Consider the following 19,052-nt stretch of genomic DNA (forward strand, 5'->3'; position numbering starts at 1 on the left):
ATGTTAGTGTTAATAGATAATCATGATTCATTTACATACAACCTGGTTCAGTATTTTCAAATATTAGGACAGAAGGTTGAAGTTGTTTTAAGTGATCAAGTCACTATCTCCGACATCGAAAAACTTAAGCCGGAATATCTGGTTATTTCACCAGGCCCTAACCGGCCTGAAGACGCCGGAATTTCAATGGAAGCCATTCAATACTTTCATCAGAAGCTACCTATACTAGGCGTTTGCCTTGGTCATCAATGCCTGGCTCAGGCGTTTGGCGGCAGAATCATCGGCGCTCCTCAGATTATGCATGGGAAAACTTCTTCGATACTGCACCATAAACTTCATTTGTTTAAGGATATTCCTAATCCTTTTAATGCGACACGCTATCATTCGCTTCTGGTGGAAACCTCAAGCCTGCCTCAATGCTTTTCAATAGACGCATGGGCAAATAATGATATTATGGCAATTTCACATCGGCACTATCCTTTATACGGATTACAGTTTCACCCTGAGTCGATTTTAACTGAACACGGTCTTCATTTGCTGAGAAATTTTTTAAACTATGAACATTGCAGCCTACCTTGAGCATTTATTAAAAAAAGAACATTTAAGCACTTTTGAAATGATGGATATTATGCGTGGCTGTATGACTGGCGAAATATCCGATAGTCAGCTGGCTGCCTTTCTCGCATTAATGAGAATAAAAGGTGAAACAGTCGAGGAATTGACCGCCGCGGCACAAGTGATGATAGAGATGGCGCATACAGTCGACCTCGGGGATGATCTTGTAGATATCGTTGGCACCGGAGGCGATGGAAAAAACACCTTCAATGTATCGACAGTCAGCAGCATCGTGGCATCAGCTGCGGGTGCTCGCGTTGCCAAGCATGGGAATCGTTCAGTATCCAGTCGCAGCGGCAGTACCGACTTGCTAATGCAGGCTGGCATCCGGCTGGAAATTGACGATGCCGATTTACAACGCTGCATGCAACAATACAATCTCTGTTTTTTATATGCCCCGCATTTCCACAAAGCAATTCAGAAAGCAAGAAAAGTGCGTCAGGAACTTGGGATCCGAACTTTTTTTAACCTTATTGGTCCTCTGGTCAATCCGGCGCGACCAAGAAAACAAGTCGTTGGTGTATTTGATAAACGATGGCAAAAACCCTTGCTGGATGTGTTGGTCAATCTGGGAAGTGAACACACACTGGTGGTTTGCTCAAGAGATGGACTGGATGAAATCAGTATTGCAGCACCCACTGATGTGCTTGAATATCATAAGGGCGAATATAAAGAATGGACCATTAATCCTCAGGATTATCATTGTGCGCATGAAAATATCGACGAGATTATTGCAGACTCACCTGAGCAAAGCTTTATGCATATGCAAAGTGTGTTGCAGGGAGAAGTCAGCCCGGCCCGTGATATTGTACTGTTAAACAGTGCCGCTGCCTTGTACTGCAGTGATCAGAGCAGCAGCTTTGAGGAAGGAATTTATGCGGCAGTAAATGCAATTGACAGTGGTGCGGCGCATCAGCGATTGAGCGAATTGCAGGCATTTTCACAACATTTGGGAAAACCTTAAACTGCGTCACCCGAGCAAAGCCTCTACAGGAATAAAATATGTCAAGTGTATTAGATAAAATTGCAGAATATAAACGTGAAGAAGTCGAACAGGCGAAGCGTTTGCGCCCTCTTGCACAATTAAGAGAGCAGACATCTCAACCCAGCAGAGATTTTGTGGCCGCATTACAATCCAGAAAGCCTTCAATTATTGCGGAAATTAAAAAAGCTTCTCCCAGCAAAGGGGTGATTCGTGAAGATTTTAATGTGGCCGAAATCGCTGGCATTTATGAAAAAAATGGCGCCAGTTGTCTGTCGGTTCTGACGGATGAACACTTCTTTATGGGCAAAGCCGAAAACCTGCAGATAGCTAAAGCTTATTCAACATGCCCGGCTTTACGCAAGGATTTTATCATTGACAGCTATCAAATCGATGAAAGCCGGAGTTTAGGCGCAGATTGTATTCTATTAATTGTTGCAATACTGGATGACGCTCAATTGCTTGATTACTGCCAGCAAGCGCAGGCCCTGAATATGGCAGTCCTGGTAGAAAGTCATACAATGGATGAACTCCAGCGCGCTATAAAATTACCTACCCCACTAATGGGTATCAATAATCGAAGCCTTCATAATTTCAAAACCGATATTCAAACGACAATGGAACTTTCAAATTATATACCGGCGGATAAACTGATCATAACTGAAAGTGGAATTAATACTCACGATGACATCCTCAAAATGCAAGCGGCTGGAATCCATCATTTCCTGATTGGCGAAAGTCTGATGCGAAGTCCGGATATTGGCAAAAAATTGCGGGAGTTTTTGCATCAGGATTAATATCCTGATGCGCCGCGCTGTTAAAGCGAGCACTGCTTTAAACTTTTTTCAAGTGTATAACTAGCTTTGCTCAAAAACGAACGTATCGCTATCTTCTGCCGGTGGTAGGACAAAACCTTCCTTTTTCAAGCGCATTCGGAAAAAGCCGCTGCTGCGCTTAGAGCGTTGAGTTTCACTACCTGAGTTTTCTCTGGGGCTATCAGTATTTGAAGAGGCCTCTGTTCCAACAGAATTCAGGGCTGAAGATACCGTGGATGTAGTTGAACTCGCCTCCGAATAATCTCTGGTTTTAGTAATAAAAGCATTCAAAAGTTTTTTGATTTTATTATTCTGCTCTATTGGATTGTAACGCTTGTCCAGAAAATTAAGAGTAGCCGCAGGAGAAGTCCTGTAGTACAGGCGGGAAACCTGTCGAAGCTTTTCAAGCGTTCTAACCAGATGTGAACACAAAGCTTTGCTATCCTCGACAAAATTCGTAAGATTATCCTGCTTTTGCGCAAGTTCCTTTTCCATACTTCTGATCTTTTCCTGAAACCAGTTGATGAGGAAATTGCTAGTCTCAGATACGTCAATCCGTTTACCACTCGACTGGATAACCGGAATATGGCTCAACTTTAAATATTCATCCAGACGATCAAGAAAAGCTGACAGTTCAACACTTGTTTCGATAGTTATATCGGATTCTGTGACTGAAGAAGCGGGTTGCAGTTTTTTAGATAAGGCGTAGAACTCATCATCATCTACTGCTACCATCGGTTTTTCGAGGATGGCTTGTCTTAAATCTGTGTTGCTCATTTGAGAATAAAAACGAATTAATGCTTTCAATTTGAGAATAGGTAATAGTACCTTGCCATTTGCCTCACAATGCTCCAGCAGTTTATAGCCATTATCTTTTATTGGGGTATGGCCTCCATTTAAAGTTATAATTGTCTTCACCTGCTCTTCACTCAGATGTATTTTAACTTCCTTATTATTCCTGATAGCGTTTATATTTTCTTCAAATAAATTAAAATCATCTATTCTTACTGTTTCATATTCGCTTTCATACTCATCAGGTTTAACATAATACAGTTCCTGAATACCTTTTTCTTTCACAAAAATATAACTGTTTCTATATTGTGCGAGGCTTTTCGGAAATTCTGACATGAAATAGAGATCACAGCCTTTGGAGCTCTCTCTGGGTACCTCTTTGGCAAAGGTTATCTGAGAAGTGATTCTACCCAAAAAAAACAGTGTGGTTTTATACTCATTCGCTATGCTGGTCATCTTTGCAAAGCCTTTTGCACTGTCAGTAATACTGGTCATTTCCTTCATCAGGTTAACGCCAGTCGGACTCAATGCCTGAAAGTGCCTGGTCAATCTGGAGACAGGCAGACTAGAAAGAACACCTCGAATTACCATCAGATGATTTAAATCAGGATAACGCTCATCCCCCAAGGGGCATAATTGCTGTCCGACAGACAACAACAACTCAAGGGAAGATAACAATTTTTCAGTATTATCGAATATTTTTTTTAAAAAAAACTGGTTTAGAACGTTGAACTGATTGATGGTTCTCGAGACACTAATCGAATCTGGATGAAGTGACTTACTTTTTTTAGATGGCTCCTCTTTCGGAGGTTCATAATTATAAAGACCTTCCAGAGAAACCTGCTTATAGAATGAGACCATTGATACTCTCATCTCCTGAGCAATAAGCCGAGTTGTCTCCTCAAGTTTAGATTCTGAATCCCTCTCACTTATTGAGTGTACCTTTGATTTTCGGAGCAAATGGTCTTTCTGTTTGATTCCATCTGAAACCAGTTGCTCAAAGGAATTGCCTGATTCTCGTCTTGAAGCCCACTGGTTTAATGAGTCAAAATGCTCAATGAGCGGGTGGGTATAAAATTGATGATTAGCAACAATCAGCTTACTTAGAATACTTCGTATTCGTTTGCGCTCAAAACTTTGCTTAACATCTTTTTCAAAACCTCGGTTTATAAAGATTTCTGCCTCTTTAACCAACTGTTCCTGTTTAAAAAAATCACTGGGGTTATAAATCATCAACTGAAATAAAATGAGGTTAGCTGCCATAATCTGGCGGCTATCGAATTTGCTATATAATGAGTTTAATGCAGCTAAAATTTCTCTTTGTGAATAGAGAGCCTGCAATCCTGTCACGCGAAACAAAATAACATCGAACTCGGTCTGCCAATTTTTACTTCTATTTCCTTTACTTGTCAGAATAAATAAAGCTTCTCTAAGATGAATCTCTCTCGCTATTTCGTTCTTGGTTCCCGACAGTTGTTTTGCCATTAGGTGTATTGCGAAAGGAGTTAATCTTCTTATCGGATCATTGGCCTTAAGTTGCATTACCAATCGAAACATCATCTTTGACAGGAAATCATTGTTTAAGCACTGTAGTTCATCATATTTTTTTTGTGCATGCTGTCTTAGTTCATTGAAGTATTCAACTGCAGCCTGCTCTTGCTCAAACAATGCGAAAAGATCGGTCAGAAGTGTCTTTTTATCTTTCAAATCAGCATAAGCAAACAAAGCCTTTAAACTTTTATTAATCGCGGCCTTATCGGTTTGTAGCAGATGCTTAAACTCCTGATAAACCGTTACAGAGTCTTTTCTCATCCAACTAATCCGTTCTTTTACTTGTTCAGGCTCCTCTTGCAGGACATCAGGAGACGACTCGACGCTCATATCACTTCGAGCTGAAGGCAAATTAGAATCCTGATCATAACTTCTATTTGAATTCAAAGGTGAGGATAAAAGTGATGAAGACGACGAGGAAAAAGAAGATGACGAAGAACCTGTAATTGAATTACTTGATGTGGAAGTAGATGCTGATAAATGATTTCGACCAGATAAGAAAAAGGCTGGATAGGAATCGTAGAAAGCTCCTGCCCCAAATTTTTTATTCACAGAGAGTATTCCAATCGGTTCCAGCTGAATTCGTGAGATTAACTGCTGCACACTTTCATCGTAACCCGCCAATGCTCTTGCATCTTCACCTTGCAGATTTTTTGCATCCTTGGTGATATTTGCAGTACTTAAATTGAAACAGGAAATTGCCCAATGCTTTTTATAATTCACTGAATCCAGATAGGGGGTATTCCCCTTTGAGTTGGGTAAATTCACGATGTCAGACAAATGACTTAACAAGATAGCCAATATTTTTGCGTGGGGGCGATCTTTGCGTACTATCAAATGCAGTATGCTATCGGAGTCTTCGTTCAGGGTCTGAATACCTGATCTGAAGTTATCAATTGCAAGAAACTTTTCCAGTAAGTTAATACGGTTGAGTTCTACTTTGACCTCTTTCATATCTTTTTCAGCTGCCACCTGAAGCTTGATATTTGGGTCATCGTCTGGAGCAAGTAAGCTATTGTAAATAGCTAAACTAAACACAGGATAAGCGAGCAAACCATTAAGGAGTCTACGCTTGCTTTCCTCATCCCTTGCTTTGTCGTCCTTGTCACTTTTATTGCTATCTTCTTTTTCAGATAAATAGTTTTGATAATTCCCTTTTTCATACAAATAATACGCAGTGTCTGTTAAAAGAGTTTGATCTTTAAAAAAAGCAGTCGCTAAGGTTTTTAAAACAGCAGTATCTTCCTTCTTTGCTTTTCTCTCATTTTGTGGCACAACAAGTTTAATAATGTCACGGAATATCATGCTATTTTCCCTAAACTAAAACCAATTTTACTTGTAAAAAAAAATGATTTATTGAATGAGTTTTAATCCTTTTTTAAATTATCATGCTAATAATTTTTTGGCAAGATGTGTTTTTTTTCAACACGAAATTTGAATGAAAATTATTAAAATTCTCCATGCTGTATTTGAAAGCAAGATATTGAAATAAAAGCTATTCGTTAGTTGAAATCAAGTAGACTCATGACTGACAACAAACTCCAATAATTTTAGATACTGCTCGCCATTCCCCTTTTCTTCGAGGTATAAATGGATGAATAAATCGAGACATGCTCTTTTAGAAATGGGCGATTTTTCATACTGCACTTCAAGTGCTAAAGTCATTGCGGCCAGCACTGAAGACATCTTTTCAATAGCTTCGCGAATATGCAGCGTTTGCTGTTCGCTCGAAATTGATTTAAGAAAAGTAAAATGCGTTTCGAGAGTCAGGATTTGTCTATTAAATAATTCTTTATACTCAATTTTTTTTATTCTTTTTAATAGACCGATCAAATGCTCAAGGAAAATTTCGTCCACCTTAAAACGCAAAATATCTCGAAGAGTTTGCATCCAAAGTGTGAAATGAGTACCTTCCCAGTTTTCGCAAACGATGCAATCTCGAAGCAGGCGCGGAAGTGCGGAGAAACTTTCAATAGTTCCATTGCCGGCAAGAATATCGATGCAATGATGAATATTATTTACAGAATGTTTTGCCGTGAAATATTTATTCAGATTAGCCAGGGTACGCAATAAATACTGCTGTTTTTTATCTTCTTTTTTCCCCGTATTCAGGTCAAACTCATCCTGTAACTCGACCATATAGAACGCGCTGGCCAGCATAGCAACGAGCTCAGCCTTAATTTTAGCCAAATGCTCTTTTACCAAAGGATATTGAATGATTTTTTTTCCAAAGGCATCTCGGTTGCAAGCATAATAATAGGCAATCTGATAGGCACGACGCGTCATTCCCAAAACGGAAAACGCATTAAATATTCTCGAAAGATGTAAGACATTTTCCATAACCAGATGAATTCCTTCGCCAACATCTCCAATCAGAAATGCAAGAGAACCATCAAAATCTATTTCGCCTGTAGCCATGGAACGGGTACCAATTTTTTGCTTCAGCCGTCTGATTCTGAAGTGGTTGTCTTTCCCATTCTTAAGCTGTCTGGGTAATAGAAACAGACCCAACCCCCGGGTGCCAGTTTCCCGAGCATCAATTCGCGCAGTCAACAGAATAAGATCGGCATTAGCGTTGGAGCAAAACCATTTCTCTCCAGCAATTCGCCAATTTTTTTGCTCGTCCTGAAAAGCCAGGCTTGCATTGGCTCCCACGTCGGAGCCGCCCTGAATTTCTGTTAAAAACTGAGCACCGGTATAGTTGTCATCAAATGAGGGAGCAAGCAATTTATCCATAAAAAAATCATTATTTTTTAATGGCTTTATATTCAAAATTCGGATTATTCCAGCTGAACAGGCAATGGGGCAATTATGTCCAGCTTCTCCAGCGTGAGATGAAAGAAGAAAGAGCGCCAGGGTCTTTTTCATTTCGCCGGGATGACGCAAAAAGCCCATTAAACCTGAACCATAAATAATATTACCTGCTTTAATATAGGATGGATGGTGGACTACTTGCTCATAGCCTTCACCAATCGCATTAAAATGGCTTAATTTGGGTAAGTTCTCATCCAGATTATTTTCTGAAACGCAAGGCTCCAGATCAAAAGCCACTTGATTGGCAAATTGTTTTAATTGTTCAATGAACGCCTTATCTTTTGCAAATAAAATAGAATAGGAATGCATTAAACAGGAGTTTTCGCTTAGAATTTTCGCTTTTAACTGTTCGTTCCACTGCCTCAGATCATTCCTTGTTTTTTGATAAACTGATTGATTGTCCATTAAAGCTCCCTGCCAATGCATACCTGCTGCAATAAATGATAACTCATCATATCTGAGTACAGTATGTATGCAAATCGAAAGCTGATTAGTTACACACTATTCTGCCATTTTCAAACTGTAATTGATTACCGCCGAAATCAGCAAAAAACTGCCCATGATAGGAATCAGATTGTTTATTCCATTGAGCTGAAATAAACAAGCGAGATCGCGACTTGTCTTCGCTGTCTACCGCCACCAAAAGCAGATTGCCTTGCCGCATACTGAATATTGTCGCTTCGACCTCATAGGGGAAATCAATGAGCGGCATTGAATTGGGTTTGTCAGCTACTGTAAATGTGATGTTTTCTGTCAAACCCTGCATAGAGCAAGTAAGAGTTTTGTCGGAGGCGAATACCAGGCCTGGACAGAGCAGCAATAACGACAGAGTTTTCATAATAAGCTCTTGTGTCAGTGGGCAGCATATTCTTATTTTAGCCAATACCTGATATTCCTCCAATTCGAGGCACGCCGTCATCTCGAACGCAGAGAGAGATCTCCCCAATGACATAGCATGACACAGTTTGATGAAGTCTTTCTCCAATTAACTAATGTGGCCGCGTAGTTCTGCCGCGATCGGCTTCGTGAAGTTTATTAGAAAATCTGAGCGACTTATCCAGTTTGGTATCCGACAAATCATTCTTTTTTGCCTGAGTTTCCAGCCAGAGTAAAAATTTTCCCTTAAGGTAGTGCATTTTCTCTTTAATAATTATTGCCTCTTTATCGGAGATTACTTTTTTAGCTTTTTTAAAAATTTCTCCTTCCTCTTCCTTTACATGATGCTCGACGATTTCCTTTAGTTTCAGTACAGCCTGAGCCCATTGCTCGCTACCCCAGGAATGATTAACAATATTGATTTGTTCTTCAATTTCCACATGTTCTTTTTTCCCATGTTCAGCCAGCTCTCTGGTAGAGGGATGTTGTGACAGAAATTTGTAAAATGTTTCCTGTTCAGAATGAGCGTGAACTAGTAATTCCTGAGCAATTAACGTGACAATTTCATGCTGCCGCATCATCAATGTCGTTTTTTCAAATAATTTAAATAAATGATTCACCTTCTCGTGATCCATTTTTAAATAGTCATAAATATCCATTGGCGTCTCCTAAGGGGTCATAACCACTTTAATACAGCCATCTTCTTTCTCGGCAAAATTTTTATAGGCATCAGGACCGTCTTTTAGCTTGATTCGATGCGTTATGATTTTAGAAGGATCAATCTCTCCCTCCAGTATTTTCTTTAGCAGAACGGGTAGATAACGTTGTACGTGGGTTTGTCCCATTCTGAAAGTCAGGCCCTTGTTCATTGCCGCTCCGAAAGGAATATTATCCAGGGTATCAAGATAAACTCCTGGCATGGAAATCGTGCCTGCTTTTCCACAGCATTTAATTGCCTCCCTCAAAACATGAGCTCTGTCAGTAGCTAGATAAGTCATCTGCTTCACTCGATCCATAATGGAATCAAAACTTGGACCCACATGAGCCTCGCAACCTACTGCATCGATACAGCGCTCCGGCCCATGCCCTCGTGTCATTACCATCAGCGCATCATAGACGTCTTCTTCCTGAAAATTGATGGTTTCGGCTCTGCCGAGATTTTCAGCCAGAGTCAGGCGCTCGGGAACACAGTCGATAGCGATTACACGCGCAGCACCAAGCATCCAGGCGCTTTGAATAGCAAATTGCCCCACAGGACCGCAGCCCCATACAGCGACTGTGTCGCCGGCTTGTATATCGCAATTTTCAGCCGCCATGTAACCTGTGGGAAATATGTCCGATAAAAACAGAAGTTTATCATCAGCAATGTTATCAGGGACTTTGATAGGGCCTACAGTCGCAAAGGGTACCCTTACGAACTCTGCCTGCCCGCCTGCAAAGCCACCCAATAAATGAGAATATCCAAACATGCCAGAAGGTGATTGGCCCATCTGATTTTTAGCCATTTCTGCATTGGGATTGGAAAGTTCGCAGCAGGCAAATAATTTTTTCTTGCAAAATTGACACTTTCCGCAGGAAATGGTGAATGGAACGACAACCTTGTCGCCAACTTTCAGCTTTTTATTTGCAGAACCTAATTCGACAACTTCCCCCATAAACTCATGACCTATCACATCACCCGATTCCATAGCAGGCATTAATCCATTGTACAAATGAAGGTCGGAGCCGCAGATTGCGGTTGCAGTGACACGAATAATTGCGTCCTGATCATTAATGATTTCCGGATCAGGGACATTTTCAATACGTACATCCTTTTTACCATGCCAGCAGATTGCTTTCATTTCAATTTCCTTATCGACTGAACCCAGTAGAAGTGGCGATTTTTGAAAAAACTGATATGGGAATAAAGAAGATCAACAAAGTTCGCCCATATCTTTAACAGATAGGATATTTTTTGAATTATTGCAACTCTAACCCGAACGGTATATTGTAAATTGACAAAGCTTGCTTAACTTTTAGCGTAGTAGGGATGGGCAATAATGCTGCATATCACAAAAGATTTGGAATTTCCTGACTCCTTAGTTCCTTTATATAACAAAGCGATTAAATATGAGTGGATTTCATTGCTATATATGATAAGCACCACATTTTTTTCCTTTATCGTAATGTCCAATTCCCAAACAATGAAAACTATCTGGCTGGAAGATACTTTGGGTATTATTCCCCCCGCTTCATTTCTGGTAGCAAGCCGGATTATTCAATGGAAAGCCAACAAAAAATTTCCCTATGGTTACCATAAAATAACGGGCATGTCTTACTTTGCCAGTTCACTTGCTTTGTTTTTCCTGGGTGTATATTTACTGATTGATGGAAGCCTGGTGTTGCTCAAGAACGAGCATCCCAACATTCCGGATGTATCCTTTTCAGGTTATTCCATTTGGCTGGGCTATATCATGATTCTTGCCCTGCTATGGTCAAGCCTGCCATCTACTATTCTCGGCCACCTTAAAATCCCCCTGTCGCTCAAGTTGTATGACAAAATATTATTTGCCGATTCCAAAATGAACAAAGCCAGTTGGATGAGCGGCTTTGCAAGCATTATTGGTATCATTGGGATTAGAATGGGATTCTGGTGGGCTGACGCAGGCATAGCCATTCTGATATCATTTAGCATCATTAATGATGGTTATAGTAACCTGAAGAATTCAATATTAGATCTCATGGATGAGGTGCCTGAAACCATTGAAAAAAACAGAACAGATCCCCTTCTTTCCGAGGTGCGGTCAATAATCAAAAATGAAGACTGGGTTAAATCCTTTGAGATGCGATTTCGTGTAGTAGGCCATTTATTCTTTGGCGATATTTTTATTATTCCCAGGACAAAAACGATTGCTGTTGAAAAAATTCAAAGTCTGCGCGACAAAATTGAAGACCGCAACTGGCGCTTGCATGATATTACAATCACCGTGTTACCTAAGTAACCTATGACCCGAAATATCATCACATTGAACAGACATTTAAATTTTTGGTCAAACTGGCTGATGTGTTCTATGCTTAAAAGAGGAAAATAAAAAAACAAATACAATTAAGGAAATACTATCATGAGAACCCTACTCTTACTCATGTTAGCAGTAACGTCTTCCAGTTTTTCTCTCCCATCGCCCGTTCTCCACTCACAAAATCAAATTGAGCAAACTGTCTTTGAAGATATTATTTCTTTAATTAATCCTGAAGTGGATTTCCCTCCCCCACCAAGCCTTGGGGAAATTCAAAAAATGCTCAAAGAGCAGGCACCGGATTTACGGCCGGAAGTGGTGAGTAAAGTCCTGACCACCTTACGCTGCACACGTGAATTTAAACTGCCATACAATAGGAATATACTGACTGTCATCGATTACTCTCTGCCTTCAAGCGAGAAGCGTTTCTGGGTTTTTGACTTATCTCAGCAGCGATTATTATTTCATACCTACGTTTCGCATGGGATTACTTCCGGCAGCCTGAATACCAATTATTTTTCCAATAAATACAATAGCAAGGCAAGCAGTATCGGCGTTTACACGACTGATCAGGCTTACTATGGCCGCGAAGGATTATCCTTAAGACTGGATGGCCTTGATCGCGGATTCAATGACAATGCATCCAATCGCGCAGTGGTTATGCACGGTGGCTGGTATATGGCAGAAGATTTTATCAAAAAGTATGGCCGCCCGGGGCGAAGTTGGGGATGTCCGGCTTTGCCAATGGATAAAACCGTCCCTATCATTAATACAATCAAGAATAAATCCCTGTTTGTCATTTACTATCCCAGTGACAGCTGGTTTGTTCGTTCCAAGTTTCTCAACTGCAGCCGGTTTAACCTGGCAAAGCAGGTTAAATCTGAACTTGAGATAAAACCTGCTGAAGAAGAGCGGGAAGCCATTCTCTTTGTTGACAAGAATAAGAACAGTTCTCGCCAGGAAGAGGAGCCTATTGCGGTCATTGATGCTGATAGTTATGTTCGTATTTTTAAAACCAAAGCGCCTCTGGAAAGAATGCTGCGACGACAAATCAATCACATGGAGTATATCGCCTTAAGCAATGCGGAATTCAACAGCCTCATTTCAAGTAATGATAACGTTCTGAATGTCAATAATAATTTGGAAGAAGTGTCGTTTGTGATACCGGTTATCAAGATGGTCAGGGGCTATTATGAAACCGAAATGCATGTGGTTCCTTTGGGCAAAATAAAAAGTGTGGAGGTTAATTCAGATCCTTCGCGCACTGACGCTCTGGCCAAAAGCTATACGGTTCATTTTGATAATAAAACAGTGAATCTTAAGCCGAGCAACCAATTTATCCGCTGGCTGGGATTATAACATTAAGGATGGCTATGGAAACCGGAAGTAGTTGCAGCCTTTCAAGTTTTGATAATGTAGTGAATCGACGAATTGTCCTTGTTTTGCAGGGAGGCGGTGCGCTGGGTGCTTTTCAGGCTGGTGTGTATGAAACCCTTGAAAAAAACAATTATATTCCCAATTGGATAGGCGGAACCTCTATTGGAGCTATCAATGCCAGTATCATTGCCGGGAACCGTCCTGAAAACCGCTTAAAAAAATTGCAGCAGTTCTGGCAAACGGTCACTCAACCGGATATCTTTCAATTCAGCGATGATATGTCCGAAGGGCTTCGACGTTTCTTCATGCAAATCCAGTTTCAAATGCTGATTCTCTCCGGGATCCCGGTATTTTTTAAGCCGCAGATTAATAACTTTCTTAGCTGGATGCAAGGAAGCTTCAACAGCTTTTATGATACAAGCCCTCTCCGCGATTTTTTAAATGAATTAATAGATTTTGACTATTTAAATCGTCAGGAAATACGGCTAAGTCTTGGGGCAACGAACCTGCATACCGGGCAAATTCGGTATTTTGATTCCCGATTTGAGAAAATTGGCCCTGAACATGTGATGGCCAGCGGCGCCCTTCCTCCTGCATTTCCGCCTGTCCTTATTGATAATGAATATTACTGGGATGGCGGTATTTACTCTAATACGCCTTTATCGATTGTCCTCGACGATTTTCCCCGCGTTAATTCGCTTTGTTTTATGGTGGATCTCTGGAGTCCTGAAGGCGCTCTGCCAGGAACCCTGGACGAGGTCCGCAAAAGGAATCTTGAAATTATTTATAGCAGCCGTTATGAAGAGCACCGAAAAAACTATGAGGCCATGCACAACATGCGTCGGGCTATTCGTGCTCTGTATAGTCAATTACCCCCTGAGAAACAGCAGGATCCCGAAAATCTAAAATTGGTATCACTGGGATGCATTACCAGCATGGACATTGTACAAATACAATATGAACAAAAACCCTGGGAATCCTCAACCAAAGATGCTGACTTCAGTGCTTCATCCATTAAGTCACGCTGGGAACAAGGCAAATTAAAAACGCAAATGCTGCTGGATAAAAAGACATTTGCAGAGCCGCATCCCCCTAATGTAGGCGTACTGATTCACCGATAAAAGCAGACTGTTAAAATGAGCAGGTTATTGTTATCCTAAAGCATACTCAATGCAGGGACCAAGTCATTTTGAAACCTAGTTTATCTGTTTTTATTGCGCTGATTTTGGCAGCAAATACCTTGTTTGCAGCAAACGGCCGCCAAAATTCTACGCATGCCCGAGAGGAACGCCACAATCTTCTGGGTGTATTTGTTGGCGGTCATTATGTTGAACATAACGATCATTTCACCTATGGCCTGGAATATCATCGCGTAGTTTCCTTTCCTTTCGGATTTAGTGTGATTGCCGAGAATACACCGATCAATAAAGAGCATAATAGTGAAACCGAGTTTTTTGCATTAGCGACCTATAATTTTTTTGAATACTTCACAATGGGAGTGGGACCTGGAATCAAATATGAAAAAGAAGAACCCAACCGGATGCTGGGCCGGGTTACTCTTGGTCATATTTTTCATATCAAGCCCGACATGGAAATGACGCCGAATGTGGATTTTGATGTAAGTGAGAAAGGCGGCAGCAAATTTGTATTTGGTGTTACGTTTGGAAAGCAGTTTTAATTCAGAACGTATAAATAAAAATGAACTCTTACTCTCAATGCCTTAGCGGCTTGTCCAGGCGGTTTAATCCATTCAATAAAACCTCCAGCGCTCTTTTTCCCATGGGTTCCTGCGGGCAAAAAGAGATTGAAGCCGCAAAACCAATGTCATCCTCCAGCTGCTCCCAATGTTTAGCCTGATGCAGAATGGGTTCGATTTTTTTATAAAGTGCTTTCATTGCCATATCATCCACAGACAGGCTTCGATGCCGGGAGCGGGTCAACATTGTCCATAAGCTTTGGTGTAAGGCATACTTCAAAATATAAATTGCCTCATCAAATCCCGGAAAATCATTTTCCAGATTGATAAATGAAGTCTCATTATAAAGGTGAGTGAATTGATAGTCATAAGAGGAAAACTCACTGTCAATCGTATCCTGAACCAGAGGACTGGAATATTGGCAGCGGAATAAATAAAGAATGCTCTCCCCGCTCGCATCCTCGGTGAGCCTGAAGCATCCCTGAAAAATAAACGGTTGCTTCCATACTGCGACCAGTATTAGGGTTTCTATGGAGATTGCGGTTATTTTAGATTTATTGCCTACCAAAGAGGTAATTCCTTAGGCATACGCAGCCAGTTACTGTCGGGATAAGGGCAGGAGGCATCGATTGCATGCAAGGTATAGGCATGACGGGATTTGCTCGAGTGATTGGCATCACTTTTATGCGGCAAACGACCATGAAGTACTACCAGACTGCCTTTCTTTACTTCCAGAGGCACACTGTATTTATCCTGCCAGATTAAGGGATAATAATCTTCAAACTCGATGGCATCTCCCTTTCTAATCATTTTTCTTGATAAGGGAATCGTTGCAGGACTTGGCATAACCTGCAGACAGCCATTCTCAAGCGTAGCATCCTCCAGAGCAAACCAGAACCCCAGAGCATCTTTCTGGCTATGTAAAAAAGTAGAATCCTGATGGCAGCCCACTTCACCGCCTATACCGGGTTGTTTAAACAGATACATTGATTGCAGCAAACTGGGCTTCTCAAACCCCAATTGATGGCAAATGGTTTTCAGACGCTCACTTCTTGAATACAACCGGAATATCGGATCAAGCACATGCAGGGCGTGCCCAATTTTGTTTAAGGATTTTTCCAGTGGCTTGGTCATGTTCCCCTGCTCGTCAAAAGCCTCCGGTTCAAAGAATAAACGAATTTTATCCCCCGAATTTAAAAAATACTCTGTTTTGGCATGATCCTGGGTTTCAGCCGTGAATACGGTCACCGGAATTTCCTGCTGATATTCATTAATTATAAAATTAACTCTATCGATGAGCGTTACACAAATTGAAGGAGTAAAAAACTTTTCGATCACCAGATAGCCATTTGTGAGAAAATGATCAAGTTGCAGAGCCGACAATTCCATTACATACACCCCTTACAGCATTCCATGCTATTAACTACCTGTTATCATACTGAGGAAGCTTTTTATTAGCAAATGTAATAATATTCCAGAAGCCTTATTTTAAAGCTATACTAAGTGATAGGATTTTTTTTAGGCCACTCCGTTTTATGAAAACATCAGGATTTACCCTCATTGAAGTATTAATTGTTGTGGTGGTCATAGGAATTCTTGCCACCATTGCAGTGCCTGCCTATCAGGATTACACGATCAGATCGCGCGTCACTGAAGGGTTGAATTTAGCCAGTGCCGCAAAGCTGGCAGTATCGGATACTACTCAGGTTAAAAACGGTGTGCTCCCGGCTGACAATAACGCGGCAGGGTACTCGCCTCCGGCGGCCACTCCTTCTGTTTCTTCCATTAACATCGCCAATGGTCTGATTACTATTGCCTATACCGCTTTAGCTGGCAATGGCACGATTATACTGACCCCCACTGTCCAGTCCGCAGGCGAAATTACCTGGGATTGCAGAGGAGGCACTCTTCTCGATAAATACCGCCCTCCTATTTGTCGTGGAGGGAGTGTGGCTCAGGGTTCAGGCAGTTCTGGCAGTGGAGATAATAGCGGCGTTGGTCCAGGAAATAGTGGAGGCGCGGGCAATAGCGAGAATTCAAATTATAATCAGGATCCTGGGAATAACGGGAATAACGGGAATAACGGGAATAACGGGAATAACGGCAACAACGGCAACAACGGCAACAACGGTAACAACGGTAACAACGGTAACAACGGTAACAACGGGAATGGCATCAACAACGCCGATGAAAACGCCAGCTTTAATGAAAATACTAATGATAATTCCGGTAATTAAACTAGTTTCAAAGCATGCAAGGAGGCCTTAATGAGAAAGCTCGGTTTACTAGCAGGTTTTTTATTTGCAGCAGTAACCTATGCCGCGGATGGGATCCCGGAAGTGCAGATTCAGGATCAGGAGGCGGATCAGAGCCTTTGCGTACAAAAAATAGTACAAAAATGCATTAGCAAGTGTGACAATGCCGGTGATAAGAATTGCGTACAGCTTTGTAATGAAAATGCGAAAAACGAGTGCCGTCAGGCTGGTGAATAGCACTCAGGCGGCCCTTCAGCTAGCGTAGGTCGGGCGCTTTCGCTCGACATTTCTGCGAAACCATCTTATTCGCTTGATTTGGTTAAAAATGAAATGTCGGGCGAAAGCGCCCGACCTACGGAATCTTACACTCCACAAACACTGGTATTAATTCCTACTTGCCCCATAACCGCTCTAACCAGATTCGCATCTTTCCCAAGATCGTTTGCAGCGTAGATCACACCACAGGCTGCTTGTGTAAAATCCGTATTGGCTGTCCAGTAGTGACTATTTGCCTGAATCATCAAATGATAGGCGTCTCTGATTGGCATTTTTTGCGACAATAGGAAAAAAGCCTTGTTAAAAATACCGCTGGCGGTGTGAACTAGATAGCTTTGCCTTTCCATTGGATTAGGAAATTGTTTTTGAACCGATGCAAGTAATTCGGAGTAGCTGATGCGGCAACTGGCCCCATTTTGCATGGCAACCGACCGATCCAGACAATCCGCGGAACTTCCATCCTCAGAAGGATTATCCATGAATCTTAAAGCCTTACCGTAAGAATCACGCACCACCGTTTCTCCAATTCCCCAGGTTATCTCGCCGCTATTTGCATATACTCTGCTATACAATTGCGGATAAGTCGCAAGAAGATAAGCACGAGAAGCCTGTCCCGCCATGTCTGACATCGATTCATTCAAAGCACCTGATTCATCATGATATTCAAGCCCTGCATGCTGTTCCGTAAAGCCGTGGGTCACTTCATGACCTGCAATGTCCAGGGAAACTAAAGGATAAAACTCATCGCCGTCACCAAATGACATCGTTTCTCCATCCCAGAAGGCGTTATCATAACTTTTGCCAAAATGAACCCGCATAATTAAGGACATCGGTCTGCCATCCGCCTGCTGCAAGGCAGGCAGACTGTACCAATTCTTATACATATCTACAATAATATGCCCAAAATAGTACGCATCATTACGAGCCCCATAAGCACCATTAGTCCACTCTTCCTGATTATCGCCGCAAAGATATTGAAATGGACGCAGATTTCTATTATCCCAGTCCCATTTTGAATTTAGATCAACCAGACGCACCACACTATCATCCATAATGCAGCGTTCCCCCTGTTGCGCCACTTCCAGGCCAGGCAATCCGTCTTTGCCATACCAATATTCATGAACTTTACTATTCCCTCCCGCGCCGGTATCGGTGTAATTCTTAAGATTATTCCATTGGCTGATAATATTGCCGCGATGAGCATCGATCAGATAGACTGGTTGAGCAGGCTGCTTCTCTGCATTCAGAGTATTAAAACGGGTTAAGTAAACAAGTTGCGGTTCATTATTGCCGCTAATCCGAATCTGCAGCTCGATTTTTTCCTGCTGAATTTCAGCACCTGGATTGGTCCCAAGATATTCTTTCTTAGCCAGTTCAAGCGCATTGCTCCTACTGATTGAGGGTTGTACATCCAGCTCGATATCCTCAATAAGCTGGCCATTTACCTGTGCCTGCCCCATACGCACTGAAGAGGATTTTCTGCCGATAACGATGGCCTGCCCGCCAATAACCGGCAAACCCTTATAGTATTGCTGATATCGGCTTACGGTATTCTTTTTTTCAATGGATTCATTGATTATTTTAAGCTCATCTATCGAAGGCGAAGCGGCATTGACTGCCCGTTTATTTTTAAACTGCTTTTCCAGTTTAAACTGGCCCAGATTGGATAAAGGGGCGTGATGTAAGTTTCTCACTTCGGCAGCGCCAACACCTAAGGGAATTGACAGCGAAGAAATAACAAGCAATCGTTTCAACATTGGTAGCCCCTGTATGTACAAAAACACTACTTTATCAAATTCAGGTTAATGTGCAAATAAAATAGTCTTCCCAGGTTGTGGGTAAGTTTGATTTTAATTCAATCAAATCGTCTCAACGTCATCCTGAACGCAGTGAAGGATCTCCTGGATCTGGCTCAGTTCCAAGCAGCTTGAGATCCTTCGCTACGCTCAGGATGACGTACCTGAGGAGTTCATAAAATAATCAGTTTTTAAGTTTCAATTTTCCATT

At 41.6% G+C, this 19,052-nt stretch carries 16 protein-coding genes and 1 pseudogene; 9 read left to right on the plus strand and 8 right to left on the minus strand.

Annotated elements, in window-relative coordinates:
• From E1O89_RS04990 to trpC, 3 genes are read left to right on the plus strand one after another with little or no spacing between them, the layout of a single operon-like run.
• Nucleotides 1–579 (plus strand): anthranilate synthase component II, encoded by a 579-nt coding sequence (locus tag E1O89_RS04990; protein ID WP_133139200.1) that lies wholly within the window; start codon nt 1–3, stop codon nt 577–579.
• Nucleotides 557–1,579, plus strand: coding sequence for an anthranilate phosphoribosyltransferase (gene trpD / locus E1O89_RS04995; protein ID WP_133139201.1), 1,023 nt, complete (start codon nt 557–559; stop codon nt 1,577–1,579). The genes E1O89_RS04990 and trpD overlap by 23 nt, the downstream gene beginning before the upstream one ends.
• 38 nt (nt 1,580–1,617) lie before the next feature.
• Nucleotides 1,618–2,394, plus strand: coding sequence for an indole-3-glycerol phosphate synthase TrpC (trpC, locus tag E1O89_RS05000; protein WP_133139202.1), 777 nt, complete (start codon nt 1,618–1,620; stop codon nt 2,392–2,394).
• Nucleotides 2,395–2,454: 60 nt separating this feature from the next.
• Here the strand turns inward: trpC and E1O89_RS05005 are convergent, their stop codons facing one another.
• The 5 genes from E1O89_RS05005 to E1O89_RS05025 form a co-directional block, all read right to left on the minus strand.
• A complete protein-coding gene (locus tag E1O89_RS05005) occupies nt 2,455–6,060 on the minus strand; it encodes a RasGEF domain-containing protein (RefSeq protein ID WP_133139203.1) in 3,606 nt (1,201 codons plus the stop codon).
• Nucleotides 6,061–6,267: 207 nt separating this feature from the next.
• Nucleotides 6,268–7,974 (minus strand): acyl-CoA dehydrogenase family protein, encoded by a 1,707-nt coding sequence (locus E1O89_RS05010; RefSeq protein ID WP_133139204.1) that lies wholly within the window; start codon nt 7,972–7,974, stop codon nt 6,268–6,270.
• 85 nt (nt 7,975–8,059) lie between these two features.
• Complete coding sequence (locus E1O89_RS05015) at nt 8,060–8,407, minus strand: hypothetical protein (RefSeq protein ID WP_133139205.1); 348 nt, start codon at nt 8,405–8,407, stop codon at nt 8,060–8,062.
• Nucleotides 8,408–8,558: 151 nt separating this feature from the next.
• A complete protein-coding gene (locus E1O89_RS05020; RefSeq protein WP_133139206.1) occupies nt 8,559–9,104 on the minus strand; it encodes a hemerythrin domain-containing protein in 546 nt (181 codons plus the stop codon).
• 9 nt (nt 9,105–9,113) lie between these two features.
• Complete coding sequence (locus E1O89_RS05025) at nt 9,114–10,286, minus strand: zinc-dependent alcohol dehydrogenase (RefSeq protein ID WP_133139207.1); 1,173 nt, start codon at nt 10,284–10,286, stop codon at nt 9,114–9,116.
• A gap of 198 nt (nt 10,287–10,484) precedes the next feature.
• On the opposite strand from E1O89_RS05025, the gene E1O89_RS05030 reads away from it, so the two are divergent.
• From E1O89_RS05030 to E1O89_RS05045, 4 genes are all read left to right on the plus strand, one after another.
• Complete coding sequence (locus tag E1O89_RS05030) at nt 10,485–11,426, plus strand: cation transporter (RefSeq protein ID WP_133139208.1); 942 nt, start codon at nt 10,485–10,487, stop codon at nt 11,424–11,426.
• A 120-nt stretch (nt 11,427–11,546) separates the two neighbouring features.
• Nucleotides 11,547–12,800 (plus strand): murein L,D-transpeptidase catalytic domain family protein, encoded by a 1,254-nt coding sequence (locus E1O89_RS05035; RefSeq protein ID WP_133139209.1) that lies wholly within the window; start codon nt 11,547–11,549, stop codon nt 12,798–12,800.
• Nucleotides 12,801–12,814: 14 nt separating this feature from the next.
• Nucleotides 12,815–13,939 (plus strand): patatin-like phospholipase family protein, encoded by a 1,125-nt coding sequence (locus E1O89_RS05040; RefSeq protein ID WP_165483065.1) that lies wholly within the window; start codon nt 12,815–12,817, stop codon nt 13,937–13,939.
• Nucleotides 13,940–14,007: 68 nt separating this feature from the next.
• A complete protein-coding gene (locus E1O89_RS05045; protein WP_262337405.1) occupies nt 14,008–14,496 on the plus strand; it encodes a hypothetical protein in 489 nt (162 codons plus the stop codon).
• Between the two features lie 34 nt (nt 14,497–14,530).
• On the opposite strand, the gene E1O89_RS05050 is transcribed toward E1O89_RS05045, so the two are convergent.
• Both E1O89_RS05050 and E1O89_RS05055 read right to left on the minus strand, forming a co-directional pair.
• Nucleotides 14,531–15,082: a hypothetical protein gene (locus tag E1O89_RS05050; protein WP_133139211.1), complete on the minus strand. Its 552-nt coding sequence runs from the start codon at nt 15,080–15,082 to the stop codon at nt 14,531–14,533.
• Complete coding sequence (locus tag E1O89_RS05055; protein WP_133139212.1) at nt 15,076–15,903, minus strand: phytanoyl-CoA dioxygenase family protein; 828 nt, start codon at nt 15,901–15,903, stop codon at nt 15,076–15,078. Before E1O89_RS05055 ends, E1O89_RS05050 begins: the two co-directional genes overlap by 7 nt.
• A 146-nt stretch (nt 15,904–16,049) precedes the next feature.
• Between E1O89_RS05055 and E1O89_RS15630 the strand changes: the two are divergent.
• Together E1O89_RS15630 and E1O89_RS05065 are read left to right on the plus strand one after the other, a co-directional pair.
• Nucleotides 16,050–16,454: pseudogene (locus E1O89_RS15630) on the plus strand (pilin); the annotation flags it as partial.
• Between the two features lie 327 nt (nt 16,455–16,781).
• Nucleotides 16,782–17,006: a hypothetical protein gene (locus E1O89_RS05065; protein ID WP_133139213.1), complete on the plus strand. Its 225-nt coding sequence runs from the start codon at nt 16,782–16,784 to the stop codon at nt 17,004–17,006.
• 125 nt (nt 17,007–17,131) lie between these two features.
• Here E1O89_RS05065 and E1O89_RS05070 read toward each other — a convergent pair whose 3' ends face one another.
• Nucleotides 17,132–18,802, minus strand: coding sequence for a M4 family metallopeptidase (locus tag E1O89_RS05070; RefSeq protein ID WP_133139214.1), 1,671 nt, complete (start codon nt 18,800–18,802; stop codon nt 17,132–17,134).
• Nucleotides 18,803–19,052 lie beyond the last annotated feature (250 nt).

Origin of the sequence: Legionella genomosp. 1, from assembly GCF_900640215.1 — a bacterium.
GTDB lineage: Bacteria > Pseudomonadota > Gammaproteobacteria > Legionellales > Legionellaceae > Legionella_C > Legionella_C quinlivanii_A.